This window comes from Klebsiella aerogenes KCTC 2190 (assembly GCF_000215745.1).
GTDB classification, from domain to species: domain Bacteria; phylum Pseudomonadota; class Gammaproteobacteria; order Enterobacterales; family Enterobacteriaceae; genus Klebsiella; species Klebsiella aerogenes.
Genome location: NC_015663.1, coordinates 3,243,375 through 3,261,247, shown reverse-complemented (window position 1 = coordinate 3,261,247; position 17,873 = coordinate 3,243,375). Strand labels below are relative to the sequence as shown.

Annotated in this window: 13 protein-coding genes; 5 read left to right on the top strand and 8 right to left on the bottom strand. The window is 53.1% G+C overall.

Annotated elements, in window-relative coordinates; genetic code table 11:
- Positions 1-149 precede the first annotated feature (149 nt).
- The 4 genes from rpsA to serC all read right to left on the bottom strand — a co-directional run bounded on the left by rpsA (position 150) and on the right by serC (position 5,284).
- Complete coding sequence (gene rpsA, locus EAE_RS15420; protein ID WP_015367470.1) at positions 150-1,823, bottom strand: 30S ribosomal protein S1; 1,674 nt, start codon at positions 1,821-1,823, stop codon at positions 150-152.
- A gap of 137 nt (positions 1,824-1,960) precedes the next feature.
- The gene (gene cmk, locus EAE_RS15415) at positions 1,961-2,644 is read right to left on the bottom strand and encodes a (d)CMP kinase (protein ID WP_015367471.1); all 684 of its coding nucleotides are present in this window, start codon (positions 2,642-2,644) and stop codon (positions 1,961-1,963) included.
- Positions 2,645-2,837: 193 nt separating this feature from the next.
- Entirely contained in the window at positions 2,838-4,121 is a 1,284-nt protein-coding gene (aroA, locus tag EAE_RS15410; RefSeq protein ID WP_015704884.1) for a 3-phosphoshikimate 1-carboxyvinyltransferase, read from the bottom strand.
- Positions 4,122-4,195: 74 nt separating this feature from the next.
- A complete protein-coding gene (gene serC / locus EAE_RS15405) occupies positions 4,196-5,284 on the bottom strand; it encodes a 3-phosphoserine/phosphohydroxythreonine transaminase (RefSeq protein WP_015704883.1) in 1,089 nt (362 codons plus the stop codon).
- Between the two features lie 448 nt (positions 5,285-5,732).
- Here serC and EAE_RS15400 point away from each other — a divergent pair, with 448 nt between their 5' ends.
- The 5 genes from EAE_RS15400 to pflA all read left to right on the top strand — a co-directional run bounded on the left by EAE_RS15400 (position 5,733) and on the right by pflA (position 12,361).
- Positions 5,733-5,960, top strand: a complete 228-nt coding sequence (locus EAE_RS15400) for a hypothetical protein (protein ID WP_015704882.1) — start codon at positions 5,733-5,735, stop codon at positions 5,958-5,960.
- A 137-nt stretch (positions 5,961-6,097) separates the two neighbouring features.
- Positions 6,098-7,858, top strand: coding sequence for a 30S ribosomal protein S12 methylthiotransferase accessory factor YcaO (gene ycaO / locus EAE_RS15395; RefSeq protein ID WP_015367476.1), 1,761 nt, complete (start codon positions 6,098-6,100; stop codon positions 7,856-7,858).
- A 379-nt stretch (positions 7,859-8,237) separates the two neighbouring features.
- On the top strand, positions 8,238-9,095 hold the full coding sequence (gene focA, locus EAE_RS15390) for a formate transporter FocA (RefSeq protein ID WP_015367477.1): 858 nt from the start codon (positions 8,238-8,240) through the stop codon (positions 9,093-9,095).
- 51 nt (positions 9,096-9,146) lie between these two features.
- A complete protein-coding gene (pflB, locus tag EAE_RS15385) occupies positions 9,147-11,429 on the top strand; it encodes a formate C-acetyltransferase (protein WP_015367478.1) in 2,283 nt (760 codons plus the stop codon).
- Between the two features lie 191 nt (positions 11,430-11,620).
- The gene (pflA, locus tag EAE_RS15380; RefSeq protein ID WP_015367479.1) at positions 11,621-12,361 is read left to right on the top strand and encodes a pyruvate formate lyase 1-activating protein; all 741 of its coding nucleotides are present in this window, start codon (positions 11,621-11,623) and stop codon (positions 12,359-12,361) included.
- A gap of 157 nt (positions 12,362-12,518) precedes the next feature.
- On the opposite strand, the gene EAE_RS15375 is transcribed toward pflA, so the two are convergent.
- The 4 genes from EAE_RS15375 to dmsA form a co-directional block, all read right to left on the bottom strand.
- Entirely contained in the window at positions 12,519-13,667 is a 1,149-nt protein-coding gene (locus EAE_RS15375; protein WP_015367480.1) for an MFS transporter, read from the bottom strand.
- Between the two features lie 273 nt (positions 13,668-13,940).
- Entirely contained in the window at positions 13,941-14,804 is an 864-nt protein-coding gene (locus EAE_RS15370; protein WP_015704881.1) for a dimethyl sulfoxide reductase anchor subunit family protein, read from the bottom strand.
- A 1-nt stretch (position 14,805) separates the two neighbouring features.
- Positions 14,806-15,423, bottom strand: coding sequence for a DMSO/selenate family reductase complex B subunit (locus EAE_RS15365; protein WP_015704880.1), 618 nt, complete (start codon positions 15,421-15,423; stop codon positions 14,806-14,808).
- A gap of 10 nt (positions 15,424-15,433) precedes the next feature.
- Positions 15,434-17,815: a dimethylsulfoxide reductase subunit A gene (dmsA, locus tag EAE_RS15360; protein WP_015704879.1), complete on the bottom strand. Its 2,382-nt coding sequence runs from the start codon at positions 17,813-17,815 to the stop codon at positions 15,434-15,436.
- Between the last annotated feature and the right edge of the window lie 58 nt (positions 17,816-17,873).

Genomic DNA, 17,873 nt, shown 5'->3' with positions numbered 1-17,873 from the left:
TTTCCTCCGGTTTCCTTCAAGGCAAAGTTAGCTTACAGCTTAAACAAGGGCGGCCGTAGCCGCCCTTTGTGCTTGATTACAGGACGAATCCTGCAATCTGTCAAGTAAACTCGTCATTATTCAGGCCGTTGTGGCCTGAATAACTAAGATTACTCGCCTTTAGCTGCTTTGAAAGCTTCAGCCATTGCGTTGTTAGAGAAGTTTGCATCTTCCTGTTTGTTAACAGTTGCGATTGCATCTTTCTCGTCAGCTTCGTCTTTCGCACGAACAGACAGGCTGATTGCGCGGTTTTTACGATCAACGCCGGTGAATTTAGCTTCAACTTCGTCGCCAACGCTCAGAACCAGAGTTGCATCTTCAACGCGGTCACGGGATGCTTCAGAAGCACGCAGGTAACCTTCAACGCCGTCAGCCAGTTCTACGGTTGCGCCTTTAGCGTCAACTGCAGTTACTTTACCGGTTACGATAGCGCCTTTCTTGTTCAGAGCAACGTAGTTGTTGAACGGATCTTCCGCCAGCTGTTTAACGCCCAGGGAGATACGCTCACGTTCTGCGTCAACCTGCAGTACAACTGCAGCGATTTCGTCGCCTTTTTTGTATTCACGAACTGCTTCTTCGCCTGCAACGTTCCAGGAGATGTCAGACAGGTGAACCAGGCCGTCGATGCCGCCGTCCAGGCCGATGAAGATACCGAAGTCAGTGATAGACTTGATTTTACCTTCAACACGGTCGCCCTTGTTGTGGGTTTCCGCGAACTGCTGCCATGGGTTAGATTTGCACTGCTTCAGACCCAGGGAGATACGACGACGTTCTTCGTCGATATCCAGAACCATAACTTCCACTACATCGCCAACGTTAACAACTTTGGACGGGTGGATGTTTTTGTTGGTCCAATCCATTTCGGAAACGTGAACCAGGCCTTCAACGCCTTCTTCGATTTCAACGAAGCAGCCGTAGTCGGTCAGGTTGGTCACGCGACCGGTCAGTTTGGTACCTTCCGGATAACGCTTAGCGATAGCTACCCACGGATCTTCGCCCAGCTGTTTCAGGCCCAGAGATACACGGGTACGCTCGCGGTCGAACTTCAGCACTTTAACAGTGATTTCGTCGCCAACGTTTACGATTTCGCTCGGATGCTTAACGCGTTTCCAGGCCATATCGGTGATGTGCAGCAGGCCGTCAACGCCGCCCAGATCAACGAATGCACCGTAGTCAGTAAGGTTCTTAACGATACCTTTGACTTCCATGCCTTCCTGCAGGTTTTCCAGCAGCTGATCGCGCTCTGCGCTGTTTTCGGATTCGATAACGGCACGACGAGAAACAACGACGTTGTTACGTTTCTGGTCCAGCTTGATGACTTTGAATTCAAGCTCTTTGCCTTCCAGGTGCAGCGTGTCGCGCACCGGACGAACGTCTACCAGGGAGCCCGGCAGGAACGCACGAATACCATTCAGCTCAACAGTGAAGCCACCTTTAACTTTGCCGTTGATAACACCGACTACAGTTTCAGCGTCTTCGTAAGCTTTTTCCAGCGTGATCCAAGCTTCGTGACGTTTAGCTTTCTCACGGGACAGCAGGGTTTCACCGAAGCCGTCTTCTACTGCATCCAGAGCAACGTCAACTTCGTCACCAACCTGGATTTCCAGCTCGCCCTGGGCGTTTTTGAACTGCTCAGCCGGGATGGCGGACTCAGATTTCAGACCAGCGTCAACCAGTACGATATCTTTGTCGATAGCAACAACAACACCACGAACGATGGAACCCGGGCGGGTTTCGATTTCTTTTAAGGATTCTTCAAATAGTTGAGCAAAAGATTCAGTCATGTTTAATCTTCAGGTTTCATATTTAACGTCCACCTGGCTCCGTGCCGGATGGGGTTGTTTAACATACCCGCTAACACTCCGTTGCTGCGGGGGTACTGCTATAATTCGGAGGCTCGCAACGCTTTGCCGGTTAACGGTTAAGCGATAGCCAGTTTTTCGCGCGCATATTGTAGCGCTTTTTCAATTACTTGCTCAATGCTTAGTTCAGTGGAATCGAGAACTAATGCATCAGCGGCCGGGACAAGCGGCGCCACAGCACGATTACGATCGCGATCGTCACGCTCTTTTATCTCGGACAAAAGACGTTCAAAGTTAACACTAAAACCCTTCTCCTGCAACTGTAGCAGGCGGCGCTGGGCACGTTCTTCCGCCGACGCATCGAGGAAAATTTTAACCGGCGCATCCGGGAACACGACGGTGCCCATATCGCGGCCGTCGGCAATCAGGCCAGGCAGTTCGCGGAAGGCGCGTTGACGGCGCAGCAGCGCTTCACGTACACGTGGGAAAGCCGCGACCTTAGAGGCGGTATTGGCCACTTCCTGGGTACGGATCTCTGCGCTGACATCCTCGCCTTCCAGCACCACTTCCAGGTTGCCGTCAGTAGAAATAAAACGCACATCGAGATGAGCTGCCAGCGGAACCAGCGCCTCTTCTGACTCGACGTCTACGTGATGATGTAAGGCTGCCAGCGCAAGAACGCGGTAAATGGCCCCGGAATCCAGCAGATGCCAGCCAAGCGCTTCCGCCATTGCCTTGCACAACGTGCCCTTACCCGCACCGCCAGGTCCATCAATGGTGATTACCGGAACATTTGCCGTCATCTTTTTCTCCTTCAGCAAGGCGCATGAATATAAACGCCGCGCATTATACGCATCAATGCGCCAGAAAGTGAGCATTGCTTGCAAATTACGGAATAGAAGAAATTAAATGTAGAAGAATTGCGCAATTATAGCGGGCTGGCAGAATACCAGCCCGCAAGATGACAAAGCTTTACCTTAAAGGACAGAACAGACTTTACGCGAGGGTACTAATTCGCGCCAACTGCTCGAAATAATCCGGGAACGTTTTCGCCGTGCATTTCGGATCAAGGATAGTGACCGGTGTCGCCGATAAGGCCACCAGCGAGAAGCACATCGCCATGCGGTGATCGTTGTAAGTACCGATTTCAGCAAATTTCAGCGTCTCAGGCGGCGTAATACGAATATAATCTTCGCCCTCTTCTACTTCGGCGCCCACTTTACGCAGTTCAGTGGCCATCGCGAACAGGCGGTCGGTCTCTTTCACCCGCCAGTTGTAAATATTGCGTAGAACCGTGGTGCCTTTCGCGAATAGCGCCGCAGTGGCGATGGTCATTGCAGCATCCGGGATATGGTTCATATCCATATCGACAGCATTCAGCTCACCGCGGGTACAGGCGATGAAATCGTCGCCCCAGGTAATTGTCGCGCCCATTTTTTCCAGCACATCGGCAAAGCGAATGTCGCCCTGAACGCTATTGCGGCCAATCCCGGTCACTTTTACCGTACCGCCTTTAATCGCGCCGGCAGCAAGGAAATACGAGGCTGAAGAGGCATCACCTTCCACCAGATAGTCGCCCGGCGACTGATACTGTTGCTTGCCGCGTACGACAAAGCGCTGGTAGTTGTGGTTTTCAACGTCAACGCCAAAGGTTTTCATCAGGTGCAGCGTGATGTCGATGTAAGGTTTGGACACCAGGTCGCCTTTAATCGCGATCGTCGTGTCCTGCGGCGCCAGCGGCGCAGTCATCAGTAAAGCGGTAAGGAACTGGCTGGAGACGCTGCCATCGACTTCCACCTGGCCGCCGTTGAAACCGCCGCGCAGGCGCAGAGGCGGATAGTTTTCCTGCTCCAGATACTCAATTTGCGCGCTCCCCTGGCGTAACGCATCGACCAGGTGGCCTATCGGTCGCTCTTTCATTCGCGGTTCGCCGGTCAGCACAATATCGTTGTCGCCGAGGCACAACGCCGCCGCCAGTGGGCGCATCGCCGTACCAGCATTACCGAGAAACAACTCCAGCGCGCCGCTGGCCTGAAGCGGACCGCCGTTGCCGGTGACTTCACAGCGAGTACGATCGGCGGACAGGGTATAGTGAACTCCCAGGGCGTTAAGCGCATTAAGCATGTGGCGAACATCATCGCTGTCCAGCAAATTGGTCAGCACGGTGGTGCCGTGGGCTAATGCCGCCAGCAGCAAAGCGCGGTTAGAAACACTTTTTGACCCGGGTAGGTTTACGGTGCCATCAACGCGCGCAATGGGTTGTAACGTCAGGGATTCCATGAAACTCGACTCTCAAAAAAACAGAATAAAAACCCCGCAGACCGGCCGCGGGGATGAAAATAAGCGCTCAGCAATTAGCCGCGACGACGTTCAAAGTCCTGCATGAAGTCGGTAAGCGCCTTGACGCCGGCCAGCGGCATCGCATTGTATATAGAAGCACGCATACCGCCCACCACGCGGTGGCCCTTCAGCGCATGCAGACCAGCCGCAAAAGATTCTTCAAGGAACAGTTTGTCCAGCGCGCTATCCGCCAGTTGGAACGGCACATTCATCCGCGAGCGGTTGGCCGCGGCAACATCGTTACGATAGAAATCGCTATTATCAATCACGCCATACAGCAATTCAGCCTTCTGCTGGTTGATTTTATCCATCGCAGCGACGCCGCCCTGCTCTTTCAGCCATTTAAATACCAGCCCCGCCAGATACCAGGCGAAGGTCGGCGGCGTGTTGAACATTGAATCATTGGCGTTCAGCACGGTGTAATCAAGGATCGATGGGCAGGCGACGCTGGCTTTACCCAGCAGATCTTCACGCACGATAACCAGCGTTAACCCTGCCGGGCCGATATTCTTCTGCGCGCCAGCGTAAATCACGCCATAGCGGCTGACGTCAAGCTCATGCGATAGAATACTGGAGGAGTAATCCGCGGTGACGACCACATCATCGCCAAAGTTTGGCGTTTCGTGGATAGCGATACCGTCGATGGTTTCATTGGGGCAGTAGTGCAGGTAAGCCGCGCCCGGCGTCAACTGCCATTCGCTCATCGGTTTAACGGCTCGCAGGCCGTCAACGGTGGTTTTCGCATCAATAACGTTTGGCGTGCAGTATTTTTGCGCTTCTTTCACTGCGCTCGCCGCCCAGTAGCCAGCATCCACATAATCTGCTGTTGTTTTGTCACCCAGCAGATTTAACGGGATCCCGGCAAACTGGCCGCGACCGCCGCCATGACAGAACAACACTTTATAGTTGGAAGGGATATTAAGCAGATCGCGGAAATCCTGTTCTGCCGTTTCAGCCACCTGGATAAACTCTTTACCACGGTGGCTGATTTCCATTACCGACGTCCCCAGACCGTGCCAGTCGCACAGTTCCTGTTGCGCCAGTTTGAGAACTTCTGCCGGCAGCATTGCCGGGCCCGAACTAAAGTTATAGACCTGAGCCATTTCCCCTCACCACGTTGCTATATTGTCTGCACGCGAACCGTCGCGGGCATAAGTTATTCCTGTGGCTATCGGTTTTATCATTCAGTGACACACACCGCAACGAGTAAAACTAAGCGGCCCATAAATGAGGCCATCGTCACACAAAAGAATCAACCAGCTTGACGTCATTAAACCGACATAATTGCTGCAAGAAAATCGCTTTTTAGCCTGCGTTCCGTCACCCATTCCGGATTTTGACCCACGACATAAATAGTTATCCACTACATTCACAGGTAACGATCTTGCCATAGCGCAATCCGTCAACTCATTTAATACTTGAATATTATCTTAATTCTTCATGAATTATGTTTCCGCGAGAGCATCGCCATTTACCGCTGCATTTCCAGATCATTAAAATTTTTAAGCCAGCCGATGAAGACTGGTATTAATCACTTTTAAAGGAATAGTTATGCGTGAATTAACCTATAACGAAATGTCTGATGTGAGCGGCGGCTTTGGCCTGTTATCCATTCCGGCAGCAATTGGTTTGCTGGTCAGTATCCCGACAATTGTCATCGGCGCGATTACCGGGCCCTTTACGCTGGGGGCAGGCTTCGCAGTGATGGCGGCAGGCATCGTTGGCACCAGCCTTGCCGGCGCGGCCATGATCGTTAGTATTTGTACACCAGTACTGTAACTCGTGATGGCATGTGGAGTTTCTCCGCATGCCATTTACCGCTCTTCTCTTTTTATCCGTTAGCGCGGCGAACGACATAGCCACTTACCTACAAAACCCGTATCATTGCCCATCCTGCCAACAATAAACGAATTGCTATGACCCAGACATTTATCCCCGGCAAAGATGCCGCCCTGGAAGATTCCATCGCTCGCTTCCAGCAGAAACTGCTCGACCTCGGATTTGATATCGAAGAGGCCTCGTGGCTGAACCCGGTACCACACGTGTGGTCCGTTCACATTCGCGATAAAGAGTGCGCGCTGTGCTTTACCAATGGTAAAGGCGCGACGAAAAAGGCGGCGCTGGCTTCCGCGCTGGGCGAATATTTCGAACGTCTGTCCACCAACTACTTCTTCGCGGACTTCTGGTTAGGCGAAACCATCGCCAACGGTCCATTTGTTCATTATCCGAACGAAAAGTGGTTCCCGTTGACCGAAGATGATGAAGTACCGGAAGGCCTGCTGGATGCCCGCCTGCGCGCCTTTTACGATCCGGACGATCAGCTGACCGCCAGCATGCTCGTGGATTTGCAATCCGGTAATGACGAGCGCGGCGTTTGCGGCCTGCCGTTTACCCGTCAATCCGACGGCGAAACTGTTTATATTCCGATGAATATCGTCGGCAACCTGTATGTCTCCAACGGCATGTCAGCGGGCAATACCCCGAATGAAGCGCGCGTACAGGGCTTGTCTGAAGTCTTTGAGCGTCACATTAAAAACCGTATCATAGCAGAGAGTATCAGCCTGCCGGAGATCCCGGCTGAGGTAATGGCGCGCTATCCGGGCGTCGTTGAATCTATCGCTAAACTTGAAGCTGAAGGTTTCCCGATCTTCGCTTACGATGGCTCATTGGGCGGCAAATACCCGGTTATTTGCGTGGTTCTGTTTAACCCGGCTAACGGCACCTGCTTCGCCTCTTTCGGCGCCCATCCGGATTTCGGCGTGGCGCTGGAGCGTACCGTCACCGAACTGCTACAGGGCCGCAGCCTGAAAGACCTCGACGTCTTTACCCCGCCGACCTTTGATGACGAAGAAGTCGCCGAGCACGCCAACCTGGAAACTCACTTCATTGATTCCAGCGGCCTGATCTCCTGGGATATGTTCAAACAGGATGCCGACTATCCGTTTGTAGACTGGAATTTCTCCGGCACGACTGAAGAAGAGTTCGCCACCCTGATGGCTATCTTCAAAGCAGAAGATAAAGAAGTCTATATCGCCGACTACGAACATCTGAGCGTCTATGCCTGCCGAATCATCGTTCCAGGGATGTCCGATATTTATCCGGCGGAAGACCTGTGGCTTGCAAACAACAGCATGGGCGCGCATCTGCGCGACACTATTCTCTCCCTGCCGGGTAGCGAGTGGGAAAAAGAAGATTATCTGGCGCTTATTGAGCAAATGGACGACGAAGGTCTTGATGACTTCACGCGCGTACGCGAGCTGTTAGGACTGGCAACCGGCAAAGACAACGGCTGGTATACCCTGCGCATCGGCGAGCTAAAAGCGATGCTGGCGTTGGCCGGCGGCGACCTGGATCAGGCGTTGATTTGGACGGAGTGGACCATGGAATTCAATGCCTCCATCTTCAGCCCTGAGCGCGCCAACTATTATCGTTGCCTGCAAACGTTGCTGCTGCTTAGCCAGGAAGAAGAACGCCAGCCGCTACAGTATCTGAATGCCTTCATCCGTATGTATGGCGCGGATGCAGTAGAAGCCGCGAGCGCCGCTCTGAGCGGCGAAGCGCCGTTCTATGGCCTGCAGGCGGTCGATAGCGATCTGCACGCTTTCCCGGCGCATCAATCTTTACTGAAGGCCTACGAAAAGCTACAACGTGCAAAAGCGGCCTTCTGGGCCAAATAACCCTTTATAGGTAAAAAATAACGTACGGAGCCGACAGCGGCTCCGTTTTCTTATGATTTGTGCCAAAACCATGCCATTTTGTAGCCCATGAGTTAACTTTAAGTAAAAACAATATTTGGTGATATTTAGATTGTTAATTTTAATAAAAATACTCCATTCTAATTAACCGTAATCAATGGTCACCCATGGAAATTTTCAACATTATTTATAAATATTAAAATTTAGTTTTTTATTAAAAATCAAAAAGATAAACCAATAACAGGCTAATTCCACACGCAAAATGGGCCTATGACTCCGGTAGGATATGATCTACATCAAATTCCCTTCTATAATGCTTTGTTAGTATCACACCGCCAACTTATATAAAGAGAGAGTTAGTGTGAAAGCTGACAACCCTTTTGATCTTTTACTCCCTGCCGCGATGGCGAAAGTCGCCGAAGAAGCAGGTGTCTATAAAGCGACGAAACATCCGCTGAAGACGTTTTATCTGGCGATTACCGCCGGTGTCTTCATCTCCATCGCTTTTGTGTTTTATATCACGGCGACCACCGGTACCGCCGCAATGCCATTCGGGATTGCCAAACTTATCGGCGGGGTATGCTTCTCACTAGGTCTGATTCTTTGCGTTATCTGCGGTGCTGACCTCTTCACCTCTACCGTACTGATCGTCGTGGCGAAAGCCAGCGGGCGTATTACCTGGGGTCAGCTGGCAAAAAACTGGCTTAACGTCTATGTTGGAAACCTCATCGGCGCACTGCTATTCGTATTATTAATGTGGTTATCCGGCGAGTATATGACGGCCAACGGCGGCTGGGGCTTAAATGTTCTGCAAACTGCAGACCACAAAATGCACCATACGTTTATTGAAGCCGTCTGCCTGGGTATCCTGGCGAACCTGATGGTTTGTCTGGCTGTCTGGATGAGTTACTCCGGCCGCAGTCTGATGGACAAAGCGATGATCATGGTGTTGCCGGTTGCGATGTTTGTCGCCAGCGGCTTTGAACACAGCATCGCTAATATGTTTATGATCCCGATGGGTATCGTAATTCGCAACTTTGCAAGCCCGGAATTCTGGACCGCTATCGGTTCAACTCCGGAGAGTTTTTCTCACTTAACCGTTATGAACTTCATCACTGATAACCTGATTCCAGTCACTATCGGAAACATCATCGGCGGTGGTTTGTTGGTTGGGTTGACATACTGGGTCATTTACCTGCGTGGCGACGATCATCATTAATGGTTGTCTCAGGCAGTAAATAAAAAATCCACTTAAGAAGGTAGGTGTTACATGTCCGAGCTTAATGAAAAGTTAGCCACAGCCTGGGAAGGTTTTGCGAAAGGTGACTGGCAGAACGAAGTCAACGTACGTGACTTTATCCAGAAAAACTACACCCCATATGAAGGTGACGAATCCTTCCTGGCTGGCGCAACTGATGCGACCACCAAGCTGTGGGACAGCGTAATGGAAGGCGTTAAACAGGAAAACCGCACTCACGCGCCTGTTGATTTCGACACTTCCCTCGCATCCACCATCACTTCTCACGACGCGGGCTACATCGAGAAAGCGCTCGAGAAAATCGTTGGTCTGCAAACTGAAGCTCCGCTGAAACGTGCGATTATCCCGTTCGGCGGTATCAAAATGGTTGAAGGTTCCTGCAAAGCGTACAATCGCGAACTGGACCCGATGCTGAAAAAAATCTTCACCGAGTACCGTAAAACTCACAACCAGGGCGTTTTCGACGTATATACCCCGGACATCCTGCGCTGCCGTAAATCCGGCGTGCTGACCGGTCTGCCGGATGCTTACGGCCGTGGTCGTATCATCGGTGACTATCGTCGCGTTGCGCTGTACGGTATCGACTTCCTGATGAAAGACAAATTCGCCCAGTTCAACTCGCTGCAGGCGAAACTGGAAAGCGGCGAAGATCTGGAAGCAACCATCCGTCTGCGTGAAGAAATTGCTGAACAGCATCGCGCGCTGGGTCAGATCAAAGAGATGGCGGCTAAATATGGCTACGACATCTCCGGTCCGGCGACTACCGCTCAGGAAGCTATTCAGTGGACCTACTTCGGTTACCTGGCCGCCGTTAAATCTCAGAACGGCGCGGCAATGTCCTTCGGTCGTACTTCCAGCTTCCTGGATATCTACATCGAACGTGACCTGCAGGCGGGTAAAATCACCGAGCAAGACGCGCAGGAAATGGTTGACCACCTGGTCATGAAACTGCGTATGGTTCGCTTCCTGCGTACCCCGGAATATGATGAACTGTTCTCCGGCGACCCGATTTGGGCAACGGAATCTATCGGTGGTATGGGCGTTGACGGCCGTACTCTGGTAACCAAAAACAGCTTCCGCTTCCTGAACACCCTGTACACCATGGGGCCGTCTCCGGAGCCGAACATCACTATCCTGTGGTCTGAAAAACTGCCGCTGAGCTTTAAGAAATTCGCCGCTAAAGTATCCATCGATACCTCTTCTCTGCAGTACGAGAACGATGACCTGATGCGCCCGGACTTCAACAACGACGATTACGCTATCGCATGCTGCGTAAGCCCGATGATTGTTGGTAAACAAATGCAGTTCTTCGGCGCTCGCGCTAACCTCGCGAAAACCATGCTGTATGCTATCAACGGCGGCGTTGATGAAAAACTGAAAATGCAGGTTGGTCCGAAATCTGAACCGATCAAAGGCGACGTCCTGAACTTCGACGAAGTTATGGAGCGCATGGATCACTTCATGGACTGGCTGGCTAAACAGTACGTCACCGCGCTGAACATCATTCATTACATGCACGACAAGTACAGCTACGAAGCCTCTCTGATGGCGCTGCACGACCGTGACGTTATCCGCACCATGGCGTGTGGTATCGCAGGTCTGTCCGTTGCTGCTGACTCCCTGTCTGCTATCAAATATGCGAAAGTTAAACCGATTCGTGACGAAGACGGTCTGGCTGTTGACTTCGAAATCGAAGGCGAATATCCGCAGTTTGGTAACAACGATGCTCGCGTCGATGACATGGCCGTTGACCTGGTTGAACGTTTCATGAAGAAAATTCAGAAACTGCATACCTACCGCAACGCTATCCCGACTCAGTCCGTTCTGACCATCACTTCTAACGTCGTGTATGGTAAGAAAACCGGTAACACCCCAGATGGTCGTCGCGCTGGCGCGCCGTTCGGACCAGGTGCTAACCCGATGCACGGCCGTGACCAGAAAGGCGCTGTAGCCTCTCTGACTTCCGTTGCTAAACTGCCGTTTGCTTACGCTAAAGATGGTATCTCTTACACCTTCTCTATCGTGCCGAACGCGCTGGGTAAAGATGACGAAGTTCGTAAGACCAACCTGGCGGGCCTGATGGATGGTTACTTCCACCACGAAGCGTCCATCGAAGGTGGTCAGCACCTGAACGTGAACGTCATGAACCGCGAAATGCTGCTCGACGCGATGGAAAACCCGGAAAAATATCCGCAGCTGACCATCCGTGTATCTGGCTACGCAGTACGTTTTAACTCCCTGACTAAAGAACAGCAGCAGGATGTTATTACCCGTACCTTCACTCAGACCATGTAATTCCCTGTCTGACTGAAAAAGCGTACAATAAAGGCCCCACATCAGTGGGGCCTTTTTAACACGTGATTCCCTGCCGCAGCCTGCTTTGCCAGTTATCTATACTTTGGGTACCTGTCAAAACAGACTTAACACAGCCGGTTTGAGCTGTGCATCACAGGCCCTGGAGGGCCGAACCCGGAGATATCACCGCAATGTCAACTATTGGTCGTATTCACTCCTTTGAATCCTGTGGCACCGTCGATGGCCCAGGCATCCGCTTTATTACCTTCTTCCAGGGCTGCCTGATGCGCTGCCTTTACTGCCATAACCGCGACACCTGGGATACCCATGGCGGTAAAGAAATCACCGTTGAAGAATTGATGAAAGAAGTGGTGACCTATCGCCACTTTATGAATGCTTCCGGCGGTGGCGTCACCGCCTCCGGCGGCGAGGCGATCCTGCAGGCTGAATTTGTCCGCGACTGGTTCCGCGCCTGTAAAAAAGAAGGTATCCACACCTGCCTGGATACCAACGGCTTCGTACGTCGCTACGATCCGGTGATTGACGAGCTGCTGGAAGTCACCGATCTGGTGATGCTTGACCTTAAGCAGATGAACGATGAAATCCACCAGAACCTGGTCGGCGTTTCTAACCATCGTACGCTGGAGTTCGCACAGTATCTGTCGAAGAAAGGGATTAACGTGTGGATCCGCTACGTCGTGGTTCCCGGCTGGTCTGATGATGACGATTCCGCGCATCGTCTGGGTGAGTTTACCCGCGATATGGGTAACGTCGAGAAAATCGAACTCCTGCCCTACCATGAGCTGGGTAAACACAAATGGGTGGCAATGGGCGAAGAGTACAAACTTGACGGCGTACACCCACCGAAGAAAGAGACCATGGAGCGGGTAAAAGGCATCCTGGAGCAATATGGCCATAAGGTGATGTACTAAACCGGCAGCGGGCCGGAGGTACTCTCACCACGGCCCGCAACTATAATAGTATCAATCCCGCCGATAACGCCTCATCATGAGCGCGATACCGTCTGCCCGCAGAAATATTCATTAATCAAAACGGACTACGCGCGGCCTTCGCCGCGCGCCAGATTGGTTACGCGTGTGCCACCGGCGTCGGATGATGCCCGGCTTTGCGCAGCAGGGTCAGCAGATAGATAAACGATACGCTGGCGATCATGATAAACAGCAGATTATCCGAGAAGTTCTGCATCAACATCGCCGTCAGGGTCGGCCCCAGCAGACTGCCGATGGTATAGCTCATCAGCAGCGCCTGGTTCATCGCCACCAGTTGATGGTGTTCAACCTTCTCGCAGGCCCAGGCCATCGCCACCGGATACAGAGTAAAACCGGATGCGCCGAGCACAAAAAGCGCTGGCGCCATTGCCGCCTGGCTCAGCATCGCCAGACAGCCCAGAATCACCACAAAGACCTGCACGCGCAGCACCAGCAGGCGGCCATAGCGGTCAGCCAGACGCCCGACCGGCCACTGCCCGAGAATACCTGCGCTAACCATCACCGCCATCCAGAAACCAATACCCGAATCGCTGACGCCTTGATGATTTAGCCACAGCGGCATCAGGCCGTACAGTGAACCAAGCACGATGCCGGAGATGATGCAGCCATTCACACCGTGACGTGCCTGACGCAGTTTCAGCATCGGCCAGATACGTACCGTTTCATGCGGCTCGTCGGCCTGGCTCATAATACGTGTAAACATCAGCGGCAGGATCGCCGCCAGCGCCAGGCCGGTAACCCACGGCAGCACGCTCATTAAATCGGTCGGTAATTTGCTGACCATCAGTTGGCCCAATACAGTACCGATGTAATAGACCATCATGTACGCCGCCAGCAGTCGACCGCGGCTGCGGGAAGTACCGCTGCACACCAGTGCGCTTTCGACCACCACCCAAATCATTGCACAGCCCACGCCGGCGATAAAACGCCAGCTCAGCCATGTCCAGAAGCCGAGTGTAATACCCAGACCAACGCAGCCGACAGCAAAAATTAATGACGCCAGATAATAGCTACGGTTAAACCCCAGACGTTTAATGACCCAGCCGGCAAATAGTGTTCCCACCAGATTACCGGTGAAATAAGAAGAGCCGACCATCCCAACCTGCCAGGTTGGCATATTTTCATGGGCGAGCCACAGCGGGACAAGCGTATTTAAAACCGCGATTGCCAGCGTCAACAGAAGCAGGCCACAGAGCAACATTTGCACTGGGCGAGTGTAGATGGTCATGGGTATTAACCGTGAGGAAGTTCAGATTTCGTGCGCATCATGCCACTGCTGTAAACATTGTCAATCCGCCAGAATTCAGGCCTGACGCGGTTTTCAGGGCAACGATAGAAGTTTTTTATCCAGCGGAACGGCAACGGAATTATTCTTTATATTATTCCATTGTTTTTATTAATTTATTGGAAAACTATAGTGGGAATATCAGTAGAAAAATTTCATGAATCAACCGCATTTTTTAATCACGCCGGAATAGGCTTCCGGCGTGATTTCACGTTATTAACTGGCGATAGCCATACCGACGGTCATATGCAGACCATAGAATACGCCGCGGCCAATCATCTCGCCGACCAGCACCAGCACAAACGCCAACCCCAGCAGCGGCAATGCGGGTTGATAACCTTTAAGCTGCGGTACAATCCAGCAGACCAACGCCAGCACTAACGCTACCGTCCGCCATGCCATTAATGAACCATAATTCGGCACCAGCGCCGAGGCCTGTTGGATTGAACTATGGATCGTCGCCAACTCGCTGCCCTGAATCAGCGCGACGGTCACGCTAATCACCAACGCCACCAGCATGATCACCGGCAATAAACGCATCGCCCAACCGTCCACACCCGCGACACGTAGCAGCAGGTAACCCAACAGCGGCCCGCCGATAAACAGGGTCAGGAAGAAGTTGAGCGGTGTCCAGATGGTGTACCAGGTGGGTACGGTATCAATAGTGTTATATACGCGGATCATCATCCAGACAAAGATGACGCCGAGGATCATGGTGACGACCAGCCACAAATTACGCAGCCCAGACGGAAGTTTATTTACCACCGTCAGCAGCCAGCCAATCCCGCCGACGGCGAAGAAAAGCGCGCCGCTGGCTATTTCATTGCTTAAAGAGGATGCGCCAACGCGGTTCAGCGAATTAAACGCACGCATTGGCGAACCAAGGTGCATGGTGGAGGCGATAAAACCGATCCCCATTAACACCCATAGCCCAAACATGCTCATTATCACCCGCCGCTGCTGCTCGCGCGAAAGTTCGCCCTTCATCAACGCCAGCGCGAGAACGATAAAGCCCCCGGCGACGCATTGACCGAAGACCGTGAAAATCATCAGCGGCCATTCATGCCATCCATTTCCCATTTTAGACCTCCTTCGGATTGGCCAGATAGCCGGTGGTATCGCCGCACGGACGGCTGTTGGCGTTTGGTTTTATCACAATGCTCGGCCTGGTGAAGTGCGCCGACGGCAGCGGCGCCACGGCGGCCAGTTGGCCGTGCTTTTCACGCAGTTCGGCAATCGGCCCGAAGTCCAGCGCCCGCAGCGGGCAGGACTCGACGCAAATCGGTTTCTTGCCTTGTGCCACACGCTCGTGACAGCCGTCGCATTTGGTCATATGCCCTTTAGCGGCGTTGTACTGCGGCGCGCCATACGGGCAGGCCATATGGCAGTAGCGACAGCCAATGCACACCTCTTCATTGACCACCACAAAACCATCTTCGCGCTTGTGCATCGCCCCACTTGGGCAGACCTTGGTGCACGCCGGGTCTTCGCAGTGGTTACAGGCGATGGAAAGGTAGTAGGCAAAAACGTTCTGATTCCAGACGCCGTTGTTCTCCTGCCAGTCGCCGCCGGCATATTCATAGATACGACGGAAGCTGACGTCCGGCGTCAGGTTCTTGTAGTCTTTACAGGCCAGCTCGCAGGTTTTGCAACCGGTGCAACGGGCGGAATCGATAAAAAATCCATACTGAGTTGTCATCGGTTACTCCTTACAGCTTTTCAACCTGGACGAGGTTGGTATGCGATGGGTTGCCTTTCGCCAACGGCGACGGACGTTGGGTGGTCAGCACGTTAATGCTGCCGGCCTGATCCACGCGTGAGGCGTCCGGGTTATACCAGGCGCCCTCGCCCAACGCGACAACGCCCGGCATCATACGCGGCGTCACTTTCGCTTCGATATGGACTTCGCCGCGGTCGTTGAAAATGCGAATGCGATCGCCGTTGGCGATGCCGCGTTTGTGCGCATCGATCGGGTTAATCCACATCTCCTGACGGCAGGCTGCCTGCAGGACATCAACGTTGCCATAAGTTGAGTGGACGCGAGACTTGTAGTGGAATCCCGTCAGCTGTAACGGATATTTAGCAGTCAACGGATCATTGTAATTTTCAAACCCAGGAGTGTAGATCGGCAGCGGATCGATGACATCGCCTTCCGGCAGCTCCCAGGTCGCGGCGATTTTAGCGAGCTCCTGGGAATAGATCTCGATTTTGCCCGATGGCGTGGTCAGTGGGTTGGCCTGCGGATCGTCACGGAAGGCTTTATACGCCACATGATGACCTTGCGGGTCACGCTGCTTGAAGATGCCCTGCTGGCGGAAAGTATCGAAATCCGGCAGTTCGGGAATCGCTTTACGCGACTGCTCATACAAATAGCGCATCCAGCCTTCCTGAGTCCGGCCTTCGGTAAACTTCTCCGCTACCCCCATGCGTTTCGCCAACTCGGTGGTCATCTCATAGATGGTTTTGCATTCGAAACGCGGTTTGATTGCCTGGTCGGCAAAGATCACATAGGACATATTGCCGCAGGAGGCGTCCAGCGCGAAGTCCATCTGCTCAGAGGCGGTACAGTCCGGCAGCAGAATATCGGCGTATTTCGCAGACGACGTCATGTGGCAGTCGATGACCACGATCATTTCGCACTTCTTATCGTCCTGCAGGATTTCGTGGGTGCGGTTGATCTCGGAGTGTTGGTTGATAAGGCAGTTCCCCGCGTAGTTCCAGATCATCTTGATCGGCACGTCGAGCTTATCTTTGCCGCGTACGCCATCACGCAGCGCGGTCATTTCCGGACCACGTTCAATCGCGTCGGTCCACATAAACATAGAGATGCTGGTCTCTACCGGGTTTTCCAGCGTCGGCATGCGCTCGAACGGCAGGCTATATGAACCTTCACGCGCGCCGCTATTGCCGCCATTGATCCCAACGTTGCCGGTCAGAATGGCGAGCATGGAGATGGCGCGGGTGGCGATTTCGCCGTTGGCGTGACGCTGAGGCCCCCACCCCTGGCTGATATACGCCGGTTTCGCCGTCGCTATCTCGCGAGCCAGCTTCACAATGCGCTCACGCGGGATCCCGGTAATGGTGGATGCCCACTCCGGCGTTTTAGCGATACCGTCGGAACCCTGGCCAAGGATGTAAGCTTTATAATGTCCATTCGCCGGCGCATCGGCAGGCAGGGTTTTCTCGTCGTAGCCGACGCAGTATTTATCGAGGAAGGGCTGATCGACCAGATTTTCAGTAATCATCACCCAAGCCAGCGCTGAAATGAGCGCCGCGTCGGTTCCCGGTCGAATCGGGATCCATTCATCTTCACGCCCGGCGCCGGTGTCGGTATAACGCGGATCGATAATGATCATGCGGGCATTGGATTTCTGCCGCGCCTGCTCAAGGTAGTAAGTCACCCCGCCGCCGCTCATGCGCGTTTCGCCAGGGTTATTGCCAAACAGCACCACCAACTGACTGTTTTCGATATCCGACGGGCTATTGCCATCGGCCCAACCGCCATAGGTGTAATTCAAACCAGCCGCAATCTGCGCCGATGAATAGTCGCCATAATGATTGAGATAGCCGCCGCAGCAGTTCATCAGACGAGCAATCAGCGTTTTTCCTGGCGGCCAGGAACGAGTCAGAGTCCCGCCGAGCGTACCGGTTCCGTAGTTCAGATAGATAGATTCGTTGCCATAATCTTTAATCAGGCGCTGCATATTGCTGGCGATAGTGTCGAACGCCTCTTCCCAGCTAATTTGTTCGAATTTTCCTTCACCGCGTTTGCCGACGCGCTTCATCGGATATTTCAGCCGGTCAGGGTTATAGACCCGACGGCGCATAGAGCGGCCTCGCAGACAGGCGCGAACCTGATGCAGACCGTCGTAGTTATCATCGCCGGTATTATCGGTTTCTACGTACTTAATCGCACCATCAACCACGTGCATGCGCAGCGGACAGCGGCTGCCGCAGTTTACGGTGCAGGCGCTCCAGACCACTTTCTCACTCACTGGCGCCAGCGTATCAGCGGCGTGCGCAATACGCGTGAAGGGCAAGGTCAATGCGTTGCTGGCCATCGCCAGGCCGCCTATCGCCGTGGTTTTCATTAAACCACGTCGGCTAACTTCGGCAGCCAGTAAAGCAATCGGGGGCTTTGATTTTCAT

What these genes read in the sequence shown, in the direction of transcription:
- cmk (WP_015367471.1), bottom strand. Translation starts at nt 2,644, where the DNA reads ATGACGGCAAATGTTCCGGTAATCACCATTGATGGACCTGGCGGTGCG.
- ycaO (WP_015367476.1), top strand. Translation starts at nt 6,098, where the DNA reads ATGACCCAGACATTTATCCCCGGCAAAGATGCCGCCCTGGAAGATTCC.
- rpsA (WP_015367470.1), bottom strand. Translation starts at nt 1,823, where the DNA reads ATGACTGAATCTTTTGCTCAACTATTTGAAGAATCCTTAAAAGAAATC.
- serC (WP_015704883.1), bottom strand. Translation starts at nt 5,284, where the DNA reads ATGGCTCAGGTCTATAACTTTAGTTCGGGCCCGGCAATGCTGCCGGCA.
- EAE_RS15400 (WP_015704882.1), top strand. Translation starts at nt 5,733, where the DNA reads ATGCGTGAATTAACCTATAACGAAATGTCTGATGTGAGCGGCGGCTTT.
- EAE_RS15370 (WP_015704881.1), bottom strand. Translation starts at nt 14,804, where the DNA reads ATGGGAAATGGATGGCATGAATGGCCGCTGATGATTTTCACGGTCTTC.
- aroA (WP_015704884.1), bottom strand. Translation starts at nt 4,121, where the DNA reads ATGGAATCCCTGACGTTACAACCCATTGCGCGCGTTGATGGCACCGTA.
- dmsA (WP_015704879.1), bottom strand. Translation starts at nt 17,815, where the DNA reads ATGAAAACCACGGCGATAGGCGGCCTGGCGATGGCCAGCAACGCATTG.
- pflA (WP_015367479.1), top strand. Translation starts at nt 11,621, where the DNA reads ATGTCAACTATTGGTCGTATTCACTCCTTTGAATCCTGTGGCACCGTC.
- pflB (WP_015367478.1), top strand. Translation starts at nt 9,147, where the DNA reads ATGTCCGAGCTTAATGAAAAGTTAGCCACAGCCTGGGAAGGTTTTGCG.
- EAE_RS15375 (WP_015367480.1), bottom strand. Translation starts at nt 13,667, where the DNA reads ATGACCATCTACACTCGCCCAGTGCAAATGTTGCTCTGTGGCCTGCTT.
- EAE_RS15365 (WP_015704880.1), bottom strand. Translation starts at nt 15,423, where the DNA reads ATGACAACTCAGTATGGATTTTTTATCGATTCCGCCCGTTGCACCGGT.